Genomic DNA, 17,820 nt, shown 5'->3' with positions numbered 1-17,820 from the left:
ATGCTGCCCGGTTTGCTTAGAAGGCAAACCAGATATTAAAAAAGTTTGGTATCTGGTTTGCCTTCTGATACGACTGCAGAAGGCAAGTTTGGTCGGGTTGTGCACACGCACACCGTCAGCCATGATTGGTAGAGGCCAATCACCAAATCTCTGCTCAGTCGCTTAAATTCGGAGATGACATGGCTTATAGTTTCACCGAACGCAAGCGTATCCGTAAAAGCTTCGCTAAGCGCCCTAATAATCATCAAGTACCTTACTTGTTGACAACGCAACTTGAGTCTTATGCAAAATTCTTGCAAGAATCAAGAGGCCCTGCTGACCGTTTAAATGAAGGCTTGCAATCTGCATTCACTTCAATATTCCCTATCGTGTCGAACAATGGTTTCGCTCGTATGGAATTCGTTCAGTACAACCTTTCAACCCCACCGTTTGACGTTAAAGAATGTCAACAACGTGGTTTGACATTCCACTCAGCCTTGCGCGCCAAAGTTCGCTTGATCATCAATGATCGCGAAGCGCCAACAAAGGTGAAAGAAGTGAAAGAGCAAGAAGTCTACATGGGTGAAATTCCTTTGATGACTGATACAGGCTCATTCGTGATCAACGGTACAGAGCGTGTGATTGTTTCTCAGTTGCACCGTTCACCAGGCGTGTTCTTTGAACACGACAAGGGTAAGACTCACAGCTCAGGAAAATTGTTGTTCTCTGCTCGCGTGATTCCTTACCGTGGTTCATGGTTAGACTTTGAGTTTGATCCAAAAGATATTTTGTATTTCCGTATTGACCGTCGTCGCAAGATGCCAGTAACTATTTTGCTTAAAGCAATTGGCATGAACGATGAGCAAATTTTGGAAAACTTCTTCGGCTTTGATAACTTCAAGCTACAAGCTGCTGGCGCACAAATGAACTTTGTTGCTGAGCGCTTAAAAGGTGAAGTTGCAAGATTTGATATCACTGATAAGGCTGGCAATGTTGTTATTGCAAAAGACAAGCGTATCAATGCTAAAAACATTCGCGATCTTGAAGCAGCTAAAACAACAACCATCAATGTTCCTGATGATTATTTGATTGGCCGCGTTGTTGCTAAAAACATCGTTGATGGCGACACAGGTGAAGTTCTTGCAACTGCTAACGAAGAAATCACAGAAACTCTTTTAGCTAACTTAAGAGAAGCTGGCGTTAAAGAGTTACAAACAATTTACACAAACGACCTAGATCAAGGCTCATTCATTTCGCAAACATTGCGCATTGACGAAACAGCTGATCAGATGGCTGCGCGTATTGCGATTTATCGCATGATGCGTCCTGGTGAGCCTCCAACAGAAGATGCTGTTGAAGCTTTGTTCCAAAGATTGTTCTACAACGAAGATACCTATGATCTTTCACGCGTAGGTCGCATGAAAGTTAATAGCCGTTTAAATCGTCCAGTGATGGAAGGTTTGATGGTTCTCTCAAACGAAGACATCTTGGACACAATCAAGTTATTGGTTGATTTAAGAAACGGTAAAGGCGAAGTAGACGACATCGATCACTTAGGTAATCGTCGTGTGCGTTGCGTTGGTGAGTTGGCAGAAAACCAATTCCGTGCCGGTTTGTCACGTGTAGAGCGAGCAGTTAAAGAGCGTTTGGGTCAAGCTGAAACAGAAAACTTGATGCCTCATGATTTGATTAACAGCAAGCCAATTTCTTCAGCAATTCGTGAGTTCTTCGGTTCTTCACAGTTGTCACAGTTTATGGATCAGACAAACCCATTGTCAGAGATCACGCACAAGCGTCGTATTTCAGCATTGGGCCCTGGTGGTTTGACGCGTGAGCGCGCAGGTTTCGAAGTTCGCGACGTGCATCCAACGCACTATGGTCGTGTTTGTCCGATTGAAACACCAGAGGGTCCAAACATTGGTTTGATCAACTCTTTGGCTTTGTTTGCTCGTTTGAATGAGCATGGTTTCTTGGAAACACCATACCGTAAAGTTGTTAATAGCAAGGTAACTGATCAAGTTGATTATTTGTCAGCTATTGAAGAAGCCAAATACGTGATTGCTCAGGCAAACGCATCAATTGATAAGTCAGGCAAATTAACGGATGAATTAGTTTCATCACGTGAAGCTGGCGAAACAATGATGGTGAGCCCAGAGCGTATTCAGTACATTGACGTGGCGCCAAGCCAGATCGTTTCTGCTGCTGCATCACTCGTGCCATTCTTAGAGCACGACGACGCAAACCGTGCGTTGATGGGTGCGAACATGCAACGTCAAGCGGTACCATGTTTGCGCGCAACAAAGCCTTTGGTAGGAACAGGCTTAGAGCGTACAGTGGCGGTTGACTCAGGCACTGTCGTAATGGCAACTCGTGGTGGTAAGGTTGATTACGCTGATGCTAACCGTATCGTGATTCGTGTGAATGACGAAGAAACTGCGGCTGGCGAAGTGGGTGTTGATATTTACAACCTCATCAAGTACACACGTTCAAACCAAAACACAAACATCAATCAGCGCCCAATCGTTAAGGTTGGAGACATTGTTGATCGCGGCGACGTGATTGCTGATGGCGCATCAACTGATTTGGGTGAGTTGGCTTTAGGTCAGAACATGGTTGTTGCGTTTATGCCGTGGAACGGCTACAACTTCGAAGACTCAATTTTGATTTCTGAAAAAGTTGTTGCGGACGATCGCTACACATCAATTCACATCGAAGAATTATCTGTAGTTGCTCGTGACACAAAACTAGGCCCTGAAGAAATCACACGCGATATCTCAAACTTGGCTGAAACACAGTTAAGCCGTTTGGATGACAGCGGTATCACTTACATTGGTGCTGAAGTTGAAGCTGGTGACGTATTGGTTGGTAAGGTAACGCCAAAAGGCGAAACACAGCTGACCCCAGAAGAAAAACTTTTGCGCGCAATTTTTGGTGAAAAAGCTTCTGACGTTAAGGACACTTCATTGCGTGTTCCTTCAGGTATGACTGGCACAGTGATTGACGTGCAAGTATTTACACGTGAAGGCATTGAGCGTGATGCACGTGCGCAAGCAATTATTGACGAAGAGCTTAAGCGTTATCGCTTAGACTTGAACGATCAGTTGCGCATCGTTGAAGGTGACGCATTCAGCCGTTTAGAAAAACTATTGTTGAACAAAGTGGCTAATGGCGGACCTAAGAAGTTGGCAAAAGGCACAAAGATTGCTAAAGATTACTTAGCGGATCTTGAGAAATATCACTGGTTTGATATTCGTCCAGCCGATGAAGATGTTGCTGCTCAATTAGAAGCCATTAAAGAAGCTATTGAAGCTAAGCGCACACAGTTTGACCAAGACTTTGAAGAGAAGCGTAAGAAGTTGACTCAAGGTGATGAGTTAGCTCCAGGCGTGATCAAGATGGTCAAGGTTTACTTGGCGGTTAAGCGTCGCTTGCAACCTGGTGACAAGATGGCTGGTCGTCACGGTAACAAGGGTGTGGTTTCAAAGATCACTCCAGTAGAAGACATGCCTTACATGGCTGATGGCTCACCTGTTGATATCGTGTTGAACCCATTAGGCGTTCCATCACGTATGAACGTTGGACAGATTCTTGAGGTTCACTTGGGATGGGCTGCGCTTGGTATTGGTAAGCGTATTCAGGAGATGCTAAAGGCTCAAGCTAAAGCAGAGCAATTGCGCAAGTTCTTGAAGCAGCTATACAACGAAACTGGTCGCGTAGAAGATTTAGACAGCTTTACAGATGAGCAAATTCTTGAGTTAGCGAATAACTTGAGAGATGGCGCTCCATTTGCAACGCCAGTCTTTGATGGTGCAACAGAGGGTGAAATTGCCAAGATGTTAGAAATGGCATACCCAGCAGACGTTGCGAAGAGTCTATCAATGACACCTTCACGTCAACAAATCACTTTGTTTGACGGAAGAACAGGCGAAGCGTTTGAAAGATCTGTAACAGTTGGTGTGATGCACGTCTTGAAACTTCACCACTTGGTGGATGACAAGATGCACGCTCGTTCTACAGGCCCTTACTCATTAGTAACGCAGCAGCCATTGGGCGGTAAAGCTCAATTCGGTGGTCAGCGTTTTGGTGAGATGGAAGTTTGGGCTTTGGAAGCCTACGGCGCATCTTATGTGTTGCAGGAAATGCTCACAGTTAAGTCAGATGACGTTAACGGTAGAACCAAAGTTTACGAAAACATCGTCAAGGGTGAGCACAGCATTGATGCTGGCATGCCTGAGTCCTTTAACGTGCTGGTAAAAGAAATCCGCTCGTTAGGTATCGATATCGACATGGAGCGCAGCTAATATGAAAGCATTGCTAGATCTATTTAAGCAGACGCATGGCGAAGAGCAGTTTGACGCCATTAAGATTGGTTTAGCTTCACCAGAAAAGATCCGTTCTTGGTCTTTTGGTGAAGTTCGTAAACCAGAAACAATTAACTACCGTACTTTCAAGCCTGAGCGCGACGGTCTTTTCTGTGCTAAGATTTTTGGCCCAATCAAAGATTACGAGTGCTTATGCGGTAAGTACAAGCGCTTAAAGTATCGCGGTGTGATTTGCGAGAAGTGCGGCGTTGAAGTGACATTGGCCAAAGTGCGTCGTGAGCGCATGGGTCACATTGAATTAGCAGCTCCTGTTGCGCACATTTGGTTCTTGAAATCATTGCCTTCTCGTTTGGGCATGGTTTTGGACATGACCTTGCGTGATATCGAGCGCGTGCTTTACTTTGAAGCATATGTGATCGTAGACCCAGGTTTAACACCTGAAGGTGCAATGCGCCGTGGTCAGATCATGTCTGAAGACGAGTACTACGCAAAGCTAGAAGAGTTCGGTGATGGTGCGTTCACAGCGATCATGGGTGCTGAAGGCGTTCGTGAATTACTTCGCTCTATCGACATCGATCGTGAAGTTGAAGTGTTGCGTGCCGATTTGAAAGCAACTGGCAGCGAAGCAAAAATTAAGAAGTTTGCTAAGCGTCTAAAAGTTCTTGAGGCATTCCAACGCTCTGGCATCAAGCCTGACTGGATGATTTTGGAAGTGTTGCCAGTATTGCCGCCTGAATTGCGCCCATTGGTGCCATTGGATGGTGGTCGTTTTGCAACATCTGACTTGAACGATTTGTATCGTCGCGTGATCAACCGTAACAACCGCTTGAAGCGTTTGTTAGAGTTGCGCGCCCCAGAAATCATCGTGCGTAACGAAAAGCGCATGCTACAAGAAGCAGTGGATTCACTATTGGATAACGGTCGTCGCGGTAAAGCAATGACTGGTGCCAATAAGCGTCCATTGAAGTCTTTGGCAGAGATGATCAAGGGTAAGGGTGGCCGTTTCCGTCAAAACTTGTTAGGTAAGCGCGTTGACTACTCTGGTCGTTCAGTGATCGTGGTTGGTCCAACACTTAAGTTACATCAGTGCGGTTTGCCAAAATTGATGGCTCTTGAACTATTCAAGCCATTCATTTTTAACAAACTAGAAACATTGGGTATTGCTACAACAATCAAAGCCGCTAAGAAAGAAGTAGAAAACCAAACGCCAATCGTTTGGGACATCTTAGAAGAAGTGATTCGCGAGCATCCAGTGATGTTGAACCGTGCGCCAACATTGCACCGCTTAGGTATTCAAGCGTTTGAGCCAATGTTGATCGAAGGTAAAGCTATTCAGTTGCACCCACTCGTTTGCGCGGCATTCAACGCCGACTTCGACGGTGACCAAATGGCTGTTCACGTTCCATTGTCTTTGGAAGCTCAGATGGAGGCTCGCACATTGATGTTGGCTTCAAACAACATCTTGTTCCCAGCCAACGGTGAACCTTCAATTGTTCCATCTCAAGATATCGTTTTGGGCTTGTACTACACAACACGCGAGGCAATTAATGCCAAGGGTGAGGGTATGACATTTGCCGATATCAGCGAAGTGATTCGCGCTTATGAAAATAAGCAAGTTGAGTTGGCCACACGCATTGCAGTTCGTATCACTGAATATGATTTAGTTGATAAAGAAGCAGAAGGCGATGCACGCTTTGCTAAGAAAGTGACATTGCGTCACACAACAGTGGGTCGTGCCATGTTGTCAGAGATCTTGCCTAAAGGCATGTCATTCGACAGCATTAACAAAGCGCTTAAAAAGAAAGAAATTTCTCGCTTGATTAACTTGTCATTCCGTCGTTGCGGTTTGAGAGAAACAGTTATTTTTGCTGACAAACTATTGCAGTCTGGTTTCCGTTTGGCAACACGTGCTGGTATCTCAATTGCGATTGACGACATGTTGATCCCTGCTCAGAAGGAAACAATTATTTCTGAAGCGGCCGGTAAAGTTAAAGAGTATGACAAGCAATTTATGTCAGGCTTGGTAACTAACCAAGAGCGTTATAACAACGTGGTTGATATTTGGGGTGCTGCTGGTGATCAGGTCGGTAAGGCCATGATGGAGCAGTTATCTCAAGAAAACGTTGTTGATCGTCACGGTAAAACAGTTAAGCAAGAATCTTTCAACGCTATTTACATGATGGCTGACTCTGGTGCGCGTGGTTCTGCTGCTCAGATTCGTCAGTTGGCTGGTATGCGTGGTTTGATGGCTAAGCCAGACGGCTCAATCATTGAAACACCGATTACTGCTAACTTCCGTGAAGGCTTGAACGTTCTTCAGTACTTCATCTCAACACACGGCGCTCGTAAAGGTTTGGCTGACACTGCTTTGAAGACAGCTAACTCTGGTTACTTGACTCGTCGTTTGGTGGATGTGACTCAAGACTTAGTAGTTCTTGATGATGATTGCGGCACAACTAATGGCGTTTCAATGAAGGCCTTGGTTGAGGGTGGCGAGGTGATTGAGCCATTGAGCGATCGTATCTTGGGTCGTGTGTGTATCGGTGATGTTGTTAATCCAGACACACAAGAAACCATCATCGTTGACGGCACAATGTTGACAGAAGATGACGTTGAATTAATTGACTCATTGGGTATCGATGAAGTTAAGGTTCGCACACCATTGTCATGTGCAACACGTTTTGGTTTGTGCGCGAAGTGTTATGGCCGTGACTTAGGTCGTGGCACGATGGTGAACTCTGGTGAGGCAGTTGGTGTGATCGCTGCTCAATCAATTGGTGAGCCAGGTACACAGTTAACAATGCGTACATTCCACATCGGTGGTGCTGCGTCACGTGCTGCTGTTGCAAATAACGTTGAAGCAAAATCAAACGGTATTTTGCGTTTCACGCCAACAATGCGTTTTGTAACAAATGCTAAAGGTGAGCAGATTGTTATTTCACGTTCAGGCGAAGCGTTAATCACTGATGACAATAGTCGTGAGCGCGAGCGTCACAAGGTTCCATACGGTGCAACATTGACACTTAAAGAAGGTGCCACCATCAAGGCCGGCGCAACTTTGGCAACTTGGGATCCGTTGACTCGTCCAATCATTACTGAGTACTCAGGCGTGGTTCGCTTTGAAAACGTTGAAGAAGGTGTGACAGTTGCTAAGCAGGTTGACGAAGTAACTGGCTTGTCTACTTTGGTTGTTATTGATGGTAAGCGTCGTAGTGCGGCAGCAAAGGGTGTTCGCCCAATGATTCGCTTGTACGATGCAGCTGGCGCTGAAGTTCTCATCGCTGGTACAGATCATCCAGTAACCATTGGTTTGCAAGTGGGCGCTTTGATCACTGTGAAAGACGGTCAAAAAGTTCACGTTGGTGAAGTGTTGGCGCGTATTCCAATCGAAGCGCAAAAGACACGAGACATCACGGGTGGTTTGCCACGTGTGGCAGAACTATTCGAAGCTCGTTCACCAAAAGATGCAGCGATCTTGGCAAAAGTAACAGGTACAGTTTCTTTCGGTAAAGAAACCAAAGGTAAGCAGCGTCTAGTTATCACTGATATGGACGGCGAATCTCATGAGTTCTTGATCCCTAAAGAGAAACAAATCTTGGTTCACGACGGTCAAGTTGTGAACAAGGGTGAAATGATTGTTGAGGGTCCTGCTGATCCACACGATATTCTTCGCTTGAAGGGTATCGAAGAGTTGGCAACCTACATCGTTGATGAAGTTCAAGACGTTTATCGTTTGCAAGGCGTGAAGATTAACGACAAGCACATTGAAGTGATTGTTCGTCAAATGTTACGTCGCGTTCAAATCACGGACGCAGCTGATACGAAATTCATCACTGGTGAACAAGTTGAACGATCAGATATGTTGGATGAAAACGACCGCATGATTGCGGAAGGTAAGCGTCCAGCGTTGTATGACAACGTTCTATTGGGTATTACAAAAGCATCATTGTCTACAGACAGCTTCATTTCTGCTGCTTCCTTCCAGGAAACAACCAGAGTTCTTACTGAAGCCGCCATCATGGGCAAAGTTGATACGCTTCGTGGTCTCAAAGAAAACGTCATCATTGGTCGCCTCATTCCTGCCGGTACCGGTTTGGCCTACCGTCGCGCACGTAAAGTACGCGAACAGTTGGACCGTGAACGTGCGGAAATGATTGCTGCTGAAGAGGCTAAATCTGAAGAAATCGTGGATTTAGAACCTACAGGAGAGGCTGAATAAGGCCAAAAAGGACAAAATAGACCTAAAAAGTCAGCTTTTGCCGTCTTGACGGCAGGAGCTGACCGGTCTAGAATGTCGAGTTCTTCGCAAACCGCAGAATTTTCTGCTTTGAAAGTAAGCTATGCCAACAATTAATCAATTACTTAGAAGTCCCCGTACTTCTGAGATCGTAAAAAGTAAGAGCCCAGCGCTTGAGAACTGTCCTCAGCGCCGTGGCGTATGTACTCGCGTATACACAACTACTCCAAAAAAGCCTAACTCGGCTTTGCGTAAAGTAGCCAAAGTACGCTTGACTAATGGATTTGAAGTGATTTCCTACATTGGTGGTGAAGGCCACAACTTGCAGGAACACTCAGTGGTTCTTATCCGCGGTGGTCGTGTGAAAGACTTGCCAGGTGTGCGTTATCACATCGTGCGTGGTTCACTTGACTTACAAGGCGTTAAAGACCGTAAGCAATCTCGCTCCAAGTATGGTGCGAAGCGCGCTAAGAAAGCTTAATAGCTTTTTTACGCAAGTAGCAAGCTCAATTGGAGCTTGCTAAGTAAGTGGTTACTTCGGATTAATTGTGATCTAGTTGAGTAACTTTGAGGAATGGTCCTCTAACTGAATAAAATTAGGAGTTGTAATGCCGCGTCGTCGCGAAGTACCCAAGCGTGAAATTCTTCCGGATCCAAAATTTGGAAACGTTGAAGTTGCTAAATTCATGAACGTTTTGATGTTGGATGGTAAAAAATCCGTTGCAGAACGTATCGTTTATGGCGCTTTCGAGCACATCGAAAAGAAAGCCAACAAAGAACCCCTAGAAGTATTTTCAATCGCCATGGGCAACGTTAAGCCTGTGGTTGAGGTGAAGAGCCGTCGTGTTGGTGGCGCAAACTACCAGGTGCCTGTTGAGGTTCGTCCATCACGTCGTTTGGCTTTGGCTATGCGTTGGTTGCGTGAAGCAGCTAAGAAGCGTGGCGAAAAATCAATGGCTCAGCGTCTTGCTAATGAATTGATCGAAGCGTCTGAAGGACGTGGCGGTGCGATGAAGAAGCGTGATGAAGTTCACCGTATGGCAGAAGCTAACAAAGCTTTCTCTCATTTCCGTTTCTAACAGCTCAGAAAAGACGAGGATAAAGTGGCACGTAAAACCCCTATTGAGCGTTATCGTAATATTGGTATCTCTGCGCACATCGACGCAGGAAAAACGACAACAACAGAACGTATTTTGTTTTATACCGGCGTTAATCACAAGATTGGCGAAGTTCATGATGGCGCAGCTACCATGGACTGGATGGAACAAGAACAAGAGCGCGGCATCACCATTACTTCAGCGGCTACAACAGCTTTCTGGAAGGGTATGGCTGGTAACTATCCAGAGCACCGCATTAACATCATTGACACACCGGGTCACGTAGACTTCACGATTGAAGTTGAGCGCTCAATGCGCGTGTTGGACGGTGCTTGCATGGTTTACTGTGCTGTGGGTGGTGTTCAGCCACAATCAGAAACAGTATGGCGCCAAGCAAACAAGTACAAGGTTCCACGTTTAGCGTTTGTGAACAAGATGGACCGTACTGGTGCAAACTTTTTCAAGGTTTACGATCAAATGCGTTTGCGTTTGAAAGCAAACCCAATTCCAGTTCAGATTCCTATCGGTGCAGAAGAAAACTTCAAAGGTGTTGTTGACCTAATCAAGATGAAGGCTATTTTCTGGGATGAGGCATCACAGGGTACTAAGTTCACTTACGAAGATATTCCTGCGGAATTACAAGCAAGTGCTGAAGAGTGGCGCGAGAAAATGGTTGAAGCTGCTGCTGAGTCATCAGAAGATTTGATGAACAAGTATTTGGGCGGCGAAGCTTTGACTGAAGAAGAAATTAAAAAAGCATTGCGTACACGTACGATTGCCAGCGAAATTGTTCCAATGATGTGCGGTACTGCATTTAAGAACAAGGGCGTTCAGGCGATGTTGGACGCTGTGATCGATTTCATGCCTTCACCAATTGATATTCCACCAGTGACTGGTGAATTGGAAGATGGCACTCAAGGTGTTCGTAAAGCTGCTGATGATGAGAAGTTCTCTGCATTGGCATTCAAGATCATGACAGACCCATTCGTTGGTCAGTTAATTTTCTTCCGTGTTTATTCTGGTGTTGTTAAATCAGGCGACACTGTTTACAACCCGATCAAAGGTAAGAAAGAGCGTCTAGGTCGTATTCTTCAGATGCACGCTAACCAACGTGAAGAAATTAAAGAAGTTCATGCTGGCGATATCGCTGCTGCGGTTGGTTTGAAAGAAGCAACAACAGGTGAAACTCTTTGTGATCCAGACAGTGTGATTGTTTTGGAGCGCATGGTGTTCCCAGAGCCAGTGATTTCTCAGGCGGTTGAGCCAAAGACAAAGGCTGACCAAGAGAAGATGGGCTTGGCATTGAATCGTTTAGCACAAGAAGATCCTTCATTCCGCGTTAAGACTGACGAAGAATCTGGCCAAACAATTATTTCCGGTATGGGTGAGTTGCACTTGGAAATTTTGGTTGACCGTATGAAGCGTGAGTTTGGTGTTGAAGCAACAGTGGGTAAGCCACAGGTTGCCTACCGCGAAACGATCCGCAAGGTTTGCGAAGAAGTTGAAGGTAAGTTTGTTAAGCAGTCTGGTGGTCGTGGTCAGTATGGTCACGTTGTGTTGAAGTTGGAGCCACAAGAGCCAGGTAAAGGTTTTGAGTTCGTTGACGCTATCAAGGGTGGTGTGGTTCCTCGTGAATACATTCCAGCGGTTGATAAAGGTATTCAAGAAACATTGAACAATGGTGTGCTAGCTGGTTACCCAGTGGTCGACATCAAAGCAACATTGTTCTTCGGTTCATACCATGACGTTGACTCAAACGAGAATGCTTTCAGAATGGCCGGTTCAATGGCGTTCAAAGAAGGTATGCGCAGAGCTAGCCCAGTATTGCTAGAGCCAATGATGTCTGTTGAAGTTGAAACTCCAGAAGACTTCATGGGTAACGTAATGGGTGACCTATCTTCACGTCGCGGTATTTTGCAAGGTATGGATGACATTCCTGGCGGCGGCAAGATTGTTCGCGCTGAAGTGCCTTTGGCTGAGATGTTTGGTTATTCAACAGGTTTGCGTTCATTGACTCAAGGTCGTGCAACATACACCATGGAATTCAAACATTATTCTGAGGCTCCAAAGAACGTGGCTGACGCAGTGATTGCTGCAAAGTCTAAGTAATTTTAATTAACAATTATTTGAATTAGAGGCTGAAAAATGGCAAAAGAGAAATTTGAGCGGACAAAACCGCACGTAAACGTAGGCACAATTGGTCACGTTGACCACGGTAAAACAACATTGACTGCAGCGATCGCTACAGTGTTGTCAGCGAAGTTTGGTGGCGAAGCAAAAGCTTACGACCAGATCGATGCTGCACCAGAAGAGAAGGCACGCGGTATTACGATTAATACAGCACACGTTGAGTACGAGACAGCAAACCGTCACTACGCACACGTTGACTGCCCAGGTCACGCTGACTACGTTAAGAACATGATCACTGGTGCTGCCCAGATGGACGGCGCTATTTTGGTGGTGTCTGCTGCTGATGGTCCTATGCCACAAACACGTGAGCACATCTTGTTGGCGCGCCAGGTTGGTGTTCCATACATCATCGTGTTCATGAACAAGTGCGACATGGTTGATGATGCAGAATTGTTAGAGCTAGTAGAAATGGAAGTTCGCGAACTGTTGTCTAAGTACGACTTCCCAGGCGATGACACACCAATCGTTAAAGGTTCAGCAAAGTTGGCGCTTGAGGGCGACAAAGGTGCGTTGGGTGAAGAGGCCATCATGAAGTTGGCTGAAGCATTGGACACATACATTCCAACACCAGAGCGTGCGATTGATGGCGCGTTCTTGATGCCAGTTGAAGACGTGTTCTCTATTTCTGGTCGCGGTACAGTTGTGACTGGTCGTATTGAGCGCGGTATTGTTAAGGTTGGTGAAGAGATTGAGATCATCGGTATCAAGCCAACATTGAAGACAACATGTACAGGCGTTGAGATGTTCCGTAAGTTGTTAGACCAAGGTCAAGCTGGTGACAACGTGGGTATCTTGTTACGCGGTACAAAGCGTGAAGAAGTTGAGCGTGGTCAAGTATTGGCTAAGCCAGGTTCTATTACGCCACACACACACTTCACAGCTGAAGTGTATGTGTTGAGCAAAGACGAAGGTGGTCGTCACACACCATTCTTCAACAACTACCGTCCACAGTTCTACTTCCGTACAACGGACGTAACAGGTTCAATCGAATTGCCGAAAGACAAAGAGATGGTGATGCCTGGTGATAACGTGACAATTACAGTTAAGTTGATCGCTCCGATCGCGATGGAAGAAGGTCTCCGTTTTGCGATCCGTGAAGGTGGCCGTACTGTAGGCGCCGGTGTTGTTGCTAAAGTTTTAGATTAATTAGTTTTGCAGAAAACGGTGACGTGAATGTTGCACGTCACCGCGCTCTTTAGTTATATCGCGACAACATCGCACTGCTCTTTAGGATAAAAAATGCAAAATCAGAAAATTCGTATCAGATTAAAAGCTTTTGACTATCGTTTGATCGACCAGTCAGCTGCTGAAATCGTAGACACAGCCAAGCGCACTGGTGCGGTTGTTAAGGGTCCAGTACCTTTGCCAACACGTATTGAGCGTTTTGACATCCTACGTTCACCACACGTTAACAAGACTTCACGTGACCAATTAGAGATCCGCACGCATTTGCGCTTGATGGATATCGTTGATCCTACTGAAAAAACTGTTGATGCGTTGATGAAGTTGGATCTTCCAGCTGGTGTAGACGTAGAAATTAAGCTTCAGTAAGCAGAAAAAGGCTATTGCAGGGCCCAAAAAAAGGCGCTACAATAGTCGGCTTTCCAGAAATATCTGGAAAAAGTAGTAAAAAAGTATTATTTATATAAATTTCCGCTGACCAATCGTAGTCGGCATTGGAGTAATGATATGAGCCTAGGCTTAATCGGCCGTAAGGTCGGCATGACCCGCCTCTTCACAGAAGAGGGTGATGCTGTGCCGGTCACAGTTATCGACGTAAGCGATAACCGCATTGCGCAAGTTAAAACCGAGGAAACTGACGGCTACACAGCTGTTCAGTTGGCATTTGGAACTCGCCGTGCTTCACGCGTTGTAAAACCTCAAGCTGGTCACTATGCAAAAGCTGGTGTATTGGCAGGTAGCGCACTTAATGAATTCCGTATTGACGCAGCTAAAGCTGGTGAGCTTAAGGTTGGCGACATTATTGGTCTTGATACATTTGCCGTTGGTCAAAAAGTTGACGTGCAAGGTACCACGATTGGTAAGGGTTACGCCGGTACCATCAAGCGTTATCACTTCGCTTCAGGTCGTGCTTCACACGGTAACTCACGTTCACACAACGTTCCTGGCTCTATCGGTATGGCCCAGGATCCAGGTCGTGTTTTCCCAGGTAAGCGCATGACAGGTCACTTGGGTGACGTGACACGCACAGTTCAAAATCTTGAAGTTGCTCGTATCGATGCAGAACGCAAATTGCTCTTGATCAAAGGTGCAGTTCCAGGTTCTCGCGGCGGCAAAGTCATCATCACACCAGCAGTGAAAACTGCTGCTGCTAAATAAGGGGCCCGCAAATGGAATTAAAGCTCCTACAAGCTGACGGAAAACTGGGCGCAGGCGTTTCTGCTTCACCAGAAGTTTTCGAGCGTGAATATAACGAAGCATTGATTCACCAGGTAGTTGTTGCTTATCAAGCCAACGCCCGCAGTGGTAATCGTGCTCAAAAAGACCGTGAACAAGTTAAACATACAACGAAAAAGCCATGGCGCCAAAAAGGCACAGGCCGTGCTCGTGCAGGTATGTCATCTTCACCATTGTGGCGCGGGGGTGGTCGTATATTCCCTAACTCACCAGAAGAAAACTTCTCACAAAAAGTTAACAGAAAGATGTATCGCGCAGGTATGCGTTCAATCTTGTCTCAGTTGGCGCGCGAAGGTCGTTTGAACATCGTTGAGAGTTTCTCAGTTGATGCGCCTAAGACTAAGTTGTTGGCTGAAAAAGTTAAAGCAATGGGCTTGGAGTCAGTATTGATCATCGCTGATAAGGTTGATGAAAACTTGTACTTGGCTTCACGTAACTTGCATAAAGTTGGCGTAGTTGAAGTGCAGCATGCAGATCCACTTTCATTGATTCACTTCCAAAAAGTGTTGATCTTGAAGTCAGCTGTTGCTCAAATTGAGGAGATGCTCAAATGATCACAACACGTAAAAACGATCATCGCTTGATGCAAGTATTGGTTGGCCCAGTGATTTCTGAGAAAGCAACATATGTTGCAGAAAAGAATGAGCAAGTGGTTTTCCAAGTAATGCGCGATGCAAACAAATTAGAAATCAAAGCTGCTGTTGAATTGTTATTCAAAGTAGAGGTGGAGTCTGTTCAGGTGGTTAATCAAAAAGGTAAAGCGAAGCGCTTTGGCCGTTTTGAAGGTCGCCGCAATCACACCAAGAAGGCTTATGTTTGTTTGAAGCCTGGTCAAGAAATCAATTTTGAAGCGGAGGCAAATTAATCATGCCTTTAATGAAGACTAAACCGACTTCACCTGGACGTCGTTCCATGGTGAAAGTGGTAAATCCAGATTTGCACAAGGGTAAACCTTTTGCAGGTTTGTTGGAGCCACAACATCAAAAATCAGGTCGTAACAATAACGGTCACATCACGACACGCCATAAAGGCGGTGGTCATAAGCATCACTATCGTGTTGTTGACTTTAAACGTAATGACAAAGATGGTATTCCAGCGAAAATTGAACGCTTAGAATACGATCCAAACCGCACTGCAAACTTAGCTTTGTTGCTATTTGCAGATGGTGAGCGCCGTTACATCATTGCTCCTAAGGGTGCAGTGGTTGGTCAGGCAATCATGAGCGGTTCAGAAGCCCCAATCAAAGTTGGTAACAACTTGCCATTGAGAAATATTCCTGTTGGTAGCACGATCCACTGCGTGGAAATGTTGCCAGGTAAGGGTGCTCAAATGGTTCGTACTGCTGGTGGTTCAGCAGTGCTTTTGGCTCGTGAAGGCGTGTATGGTCAAGTGCGTTTGCGCTCTGGCGAAGTACGTCGTGTACACATTGAATGTCGTGCAACGATTGGTGAAGTAGGCAATGAAGAACACAGCCTACGTCAAATCGGTAAAGCTGGTGCAAATCGCTGGCGCGGTATTCGTCCAACAGTTCGCGGTGTTGCAATGAACCCAGTCGATCACCCACATGGTGGTGGTGAAGGTCGTACAGGCGAAGGTCGTGTTCCAGTATCTCCATGGGGCACACCAACGAAGGGTTACAGAACACGTCGCAATAAGCGTACGACAAGCATGATTGCTCAACGTCGTCAAAAGCGCTAATAGAATAAGGAAATAGACATGACGCGCTCAGCTAAAAAAGGCCCATTCTGCGAAGTAACCCTTGTTAAAAAGGTTGAAACTGCAGTAGCCAACAAAGATAAGAAGCCCATCAAGACATGGTCACGCCGTTCGACCATTCTTCCAGACTTCATTGGTCTCACAATTGCCGTCCACAATGGTCGTCAGCATGTACCTGTGTACATCACTGAAAACATGGTTGGACATAAATTGGGTGAGTTTGCCCTAACGCGCACCTTCAAAGGTCACGCGGCAGATAAGAAAGCGAAGAAGTAAGAGGACGATGATGGAATCTAAAGCTATTCACCGCAGCGCCCGCATTTCAGCGCAAAAAACACGTTTGGTCGCTGACCAAATTCGTGGATTGCCAATTGCTCGCGCGCTAAATATTCTCACATTCAGCCCTAAAAAAGCTGCATTCATCATGAAGAAAGTAGTTGAATCTGCTATCGCTAACGCGGAGCACAATTCAGGTGCTGATATTGATGAGTTGAAAGTGAAGACAGTCACTGTTGATAAGGCCACATCGCTCAAGCGTTTTACTGCTCGTGCTAAGGGTCGCGGCAACAAGATTGAAAAACAAACTTGTCACATCACTGTGACTTTGAGCAACTAAGGAAGAGACATGGGTCAGAAAATACATCCAACCGGATTTCGTCTCTCGGTAAGCCGTAACTGGACTTCACGCTGGTACGCTAACAGCAACGACTTTGCAAAAATGTTGCAAGAAGACGTTGAAGTTCGTAGCTACCTTAAGAAGAAGTTGAAAAATGCATCAGTGAGCAAAGTGATCATTGAGCGTCCTGCAAAGAACGCAAAGATCACTATCTACAGCTCACGTCCAGGTGTTGTTATTGGCAAAAAAGGCGAAGACATCGAAGTGTTGCGCAAAGAATTACAAAAGCGCATGGGTGTTCCAGTTCACGTCAATATCGAAGAAATTCGCAAGCCTGAAGTTGATGCTCAGTTAATCGCTGATTCAATCACGCAACAGCTTGAAAAACGTATTATGTTCCGTCGCGCGATGAAGCGTGCAATGCAAAGCGCGATGCGCTTGGGCGCTCAAGGCATCAAGATCATGAGTGCTGGCCGTTTGAACGGTGCTGAAATTGCTCGTACAGAATGGTACCGTGAAGGTCGTGTGCCTCTTCATACATTGAAGGCTGATATTGATTACGCAACATCAGAAGCAGAAACAACATACGGCATCATTGGTGTGAAGGTTTGGGTTTACAAAGGTGACACATTGGGTCGCGTTGATGTGAACGCAGTTGCACCTGCAGCACCTGAAGCAGATCAAGAGAAAAAGACTCGTCGTCCTAGCACACGTGCACCACGTAAAGCTAAAGAAGACGGTGATAAGCCAGCAGCTGATGCTAAGCCAGCAGTAAAACGCGTGCGCAAAGTAACTAAGCCTGCTGAGAAGGCTGGAGAATAATTATGTTGCAACCAAAACGTCGTAAGTACCGTAAGGAACAAAAAGGCCGTAATACTGGTGTTGCCACTCGTGGTAGCAGCGTAGCATTCGGTGACTTTGGTTTGAAAGCAGTTGGTCGTGGTCGATTAACAGCGCGTCAAATTGAGTCTGCACGTCGTGCTATGACTCGTCACATTAAACGTGGCGGTCGTATTTGGATCCGTATTTTCCCAGATAAGCCAATTTCTCAGAAGCCTGCAGAAGTTCGTATGGGTAACGGTAAGGGTAACCCAGAGTACTACGTAGCTGAAATCCAACCAGGTAAAGTTTTATACGAGATGGATGGTGTTGACGAAGTATTGGCGCGCGAGGCTTTTAGACTTGCTGCTGCTAAGTTGCCAATTCAAACTACATTTGTTGTGCGCCAGCTTGGCGCCTAATTTG

At 45.8% G+C, this 17,820-nt stretch carries 15 protein-coding genes; all 15 read left to right on the top strand.

The window, feature by feature from the left end; genetic code table 11:
- Positions 1 to 179 precede the first annotated feature (179 nt).
- The 15 genes from rpoB to rplP all read left to right on the top strand — a co-directional run bounded on the left by rpoB (position 180) and on the right by rplP (position 17,816).
- Complete coding sequence (gene rpoB, locus ICE88_RS04100) at positions 180 to 4,280, top strand: DNA-directed RNA polymerase subunit beta (protein WP_216249708.1); 4,101 nt, start codon at positions 180 to 182, stop codon at positions 4,278 to 4,280.
- Between the two features lies 1 nt (position 4,281).
- Positions 4,282 to 8,520, top strand: a complete 4,239-nt coding sequence (gene rpoC / locus ICE88_RS04095; RefSeq protein ID WP_216249706.1) for a DNA-directed RNA polymerase subunit beta' — start codon at positions 4,282 to 4,284, stop codon at positions 8,518 to 8,520.
- A 121-nt stretch (positions 8,521 to 8,641) separates the two neighbouring features.
- Positions 8,642 to 9,019, top strand: coding sequence for a 30S ribosomal protein S12 (gene rpsL, locus ICE88_RS04090; RefSeq protein WP_215287687.1), 378 nt, complete (start codon positions 8,642 to 8,644; stop codon positions 9,017 to 9,019).
- Positions 9,020 to 9,146: 127 nt separating this feature from the next.
- The gene (rpsG, locus tag ICE88_RS04085) at positions 9,147 to 9,617 is read left to right on the top strand and encodes a 30S ribosomal protein S7 (protein ID WP_089514988.1); all 471 of its coding nucleotides are present in this window, start codon (positions 9,147 to 9,149) and stop codon (positions 9,615 to 9,617) included.
- Between the two features lie 24 nt (positions 9,618 to 9,641).
- On the top strand, positions 9,642 to 11,744 hold the full coding sequence (fusA, locus tag ICE88_RS04080) for an elongation factor G (RefSeq protein WP_216249704.1): 2,103 nt from the start codon (positions 9,642 to 9,644) through the stop codon (positions 11,742 to 11,744).
- A 36-nt stretch (positions 11,745 to 11,780) separates the two neighbouring features.
- Positions 11,781 to 12,971 (top strand): elongation factor Tu, encoded by a 1,191-nt coding sequence (tuf, locus tag ICE88_RS04075; RefSeq protein ID WP_216249702.1) that lies wholly within the window; start codon positions 11,781 to 11,783, stop codon positions 12,969 to 12,971.
- Positions 12,972 to 13,064: 93 nt separating this feature from the next.
- Positions 13,065 to 13,376 carry a 30S ribosomal protein S10 gene (gene rpsJ, locus ICE88_RS04070; protein ID WP_011901899.1) on the top strand — a complete coding sequence of 104 codons (312 nt, stop codon included), beginning with the start codon at positions 13,065 to 13,067 and terminating at the stop codon, positions 13,374 to 13,376.
- 138 nt (positions 13,377 to 13,514) lie between these two features.
- The gene (gene rplC / locus ICE88_RS04065; protein ID WP_215290583.1) at positions 13,515 to 14,165 is read left to right on the top strand and encodes a 50S ribosomal protein L3; all 651 of its coding nucleotides are present in this window, start codon (positions 13,515 to 13,517) and stop codon (positions 14,163 to 14,165) included.
- Between the two features lie 11 nt (positions 14,166 to 14,176).
- Complete coding sequence (rplD, locus tag ICE88_RS04060; protein WP_216249700.1) at positions 14,177 to 14,797, top strand: 50S ribosomal protein L4; 621 nt, start codon at positions 14,177 to 14,179, stop codon at positions 14,795 to 14,797.
- The gene (gene rplW / locus ICE88_RS04055; RefSeq protein WP_216249697.1) at positions 14,794 to 15,108 is read left to right on the top strand and encodes a 50S ribosomal protein L23; all 315 of its coding nucleotides are present in this window, start codon (positions 14,794 to 14,796) and stop codon (positions 15,106 to 15,108) included. The genes rplD and rplW overlap by 4 nt, the downstream gene beginning before the upstream one ends.
- Before the next feature lie 2 nt (positions 15,109 to 15,110).
- Entirely contained in the window at positions 15,111 to 15,941 is an 831-nt protein-coding gene (gene rplB / locus ICE88_RS04050; RefSeq protein WP_089514993.1) for a 50S ribosomal protein L2, read from the top strand.
- Positions 15,942 to 15,959: 18 nt separating this feature from the next.
- Positions 15,960 to 16,235 carry a 30S ribosomal protein S19 gene (gene rpsS / locus ICE88_RS04045; RefSeq protein ID WP_088812730.1) on the top strand — a complete coding sequence of 92 codons (276 nt, stop codon included), beginning with the start codon at positions 15,960 to 15,962 and terminating at the stop codon, positions 16,233 to 16,235.
- Positions 16,236 to 16,245: 10 nt separating this feature from the next.
- Positions 16,246 to 16,575, top strand: a complete 330-nt coding sequence (gene rplV / locus ICE88_RS04040; RefSeq protein WP_089514994.1) for a 50S ribosomal protein L22 — start codon at positions 16,246 to 16,248, stop codon at positions 16,573 to 16,575.
- A 9-nt stretch (positions 16,576 to 16,584) separates the two neighbouring features.
- Positions 16,585 to 17,397, top strand: coding sequence for a 30S ribosomal protein S3 (gene rpsC / locus ICE88_RS04035; protein WP_215290586.1), 813 nt, complete (start codon positions 16,585 to 16,587; stop codon positions 17,395 to 17,397).
- Between the two features lie 2 nt (positions 17,398 to 17,399).
- A complete protein-coding gene (gene rplP, locus ICE88_RS04030; protein WP_215290587.1) occupies positions 17,400 to 17,816 on the top strand; it encodes a 50S ribosomal protein L16 in 417 nt (138 codons plus the stop codon).
- Positions 17,817 to 17,820 lie beyond the last annotated feature (4 nt).

The sequence above is a fragment of the Polynucleobacter sp. AM-26B4 genome, from assembly GCF_018882285.1.
In the GTDB taxonomy this organism is placed as follows: domain Bacteria; phylum Pseudomonadota; class Gammaproteobacteria; order Burkholderiales; family Burkholderiaceae; genus Polynucleobacter.
The sequence above is the reverse complement of the archived record's forward strand: the minus strand, read 5'-3'. Positions and strand labels throughout refer to the sequence as shown.

Coding starts and splice junctions, on each gene's coding strand:
- rplC (WP_215290583.1), top strand. CDS start 13,515: ATGAGCCTAGGCTTAATCGGCCGTAAGGTCGGCATGACCCGCCTCTTC.
- rpsG (WP_089514988.1), top strand. CDS start 9,147: ATGCCGCGTCGTCGCGAAGTACCCAAGCGTGAAATTCTTCCGGATCCA.
- rpsC (WP_215290586.1), top strand. CDS start 16,585: ATGGGTCAGAAAATACATCCAACCGGATTTCGTCTCTCGGTAAGCCGT.
- rplW (WP_216249697.1), top strand. CDS start 14,794: ATGATCACAACACGTAAAAACGATCATCGCTTGATGCAAGTATTGGTT.
- rpsL (WP_215287687.1), top strand. CDS start 8,642: ATGCCAACAATTAATCAATTACTTAGAAGTCCCCGTACTTCTGAGATC.
- rplP (WP_215290587.1), top strand. CDS start 17,400: ATGTTGCAACCAAAACGTCGTAAGTACCGTAAGGAACAAAAAGGCCGT.
- rplV (WP_089514994.1), top strand. CDS start 16,246: ATGGAATCTAAAGCTATTCACCGCAGCGCCCGCATTTCAGCGCAAAAA.
- rpoC (WP_216249706.1), top strand. CDS start 4,282: ATGAAAGCATTGCTAGATCTATTTAAGCAGACGCATGGCGAAGAGCAG.
- rpsS (WP_088812730.1), top strand. CDS start 15,960: ATGACGCGCTCAGCTAAAAAAGGCCCATTCTGCGAAGTAACCCTTGTT.
- rpsJ (WP_011901899.1), top strand. CDS start 13,065: ATGCAAAATCAGAAAATTCGTATCAGATTAAAAGCTTTTGACTATCGT.
- rpoB (WP_216249708.1), top strand. CDS start 180: ATGGCTTATAGTTTCACCGAACGCAAGCGTATCCGTAAAAGCTTCGCT.
- rplB (WP_089514993.1), top strand. CDS start 15,111: ATGCCTTTAATGAAGACTAAACCGACTTCACCTGGACGTCGTTCCATG.
- rplD (WP_216249700.1), top strand. CDS start 14,177: ATGGAATTAAAGCTCCTACAAGCTGACGGAAAACTGGGCGCAGGCGTT.
- tuf (WP_216249702.1), top strand. CDS start 11,781: ATGGCAAAAGAGAAATTTGAGCGGACAAAACCGCACGTAAACGTAGGC.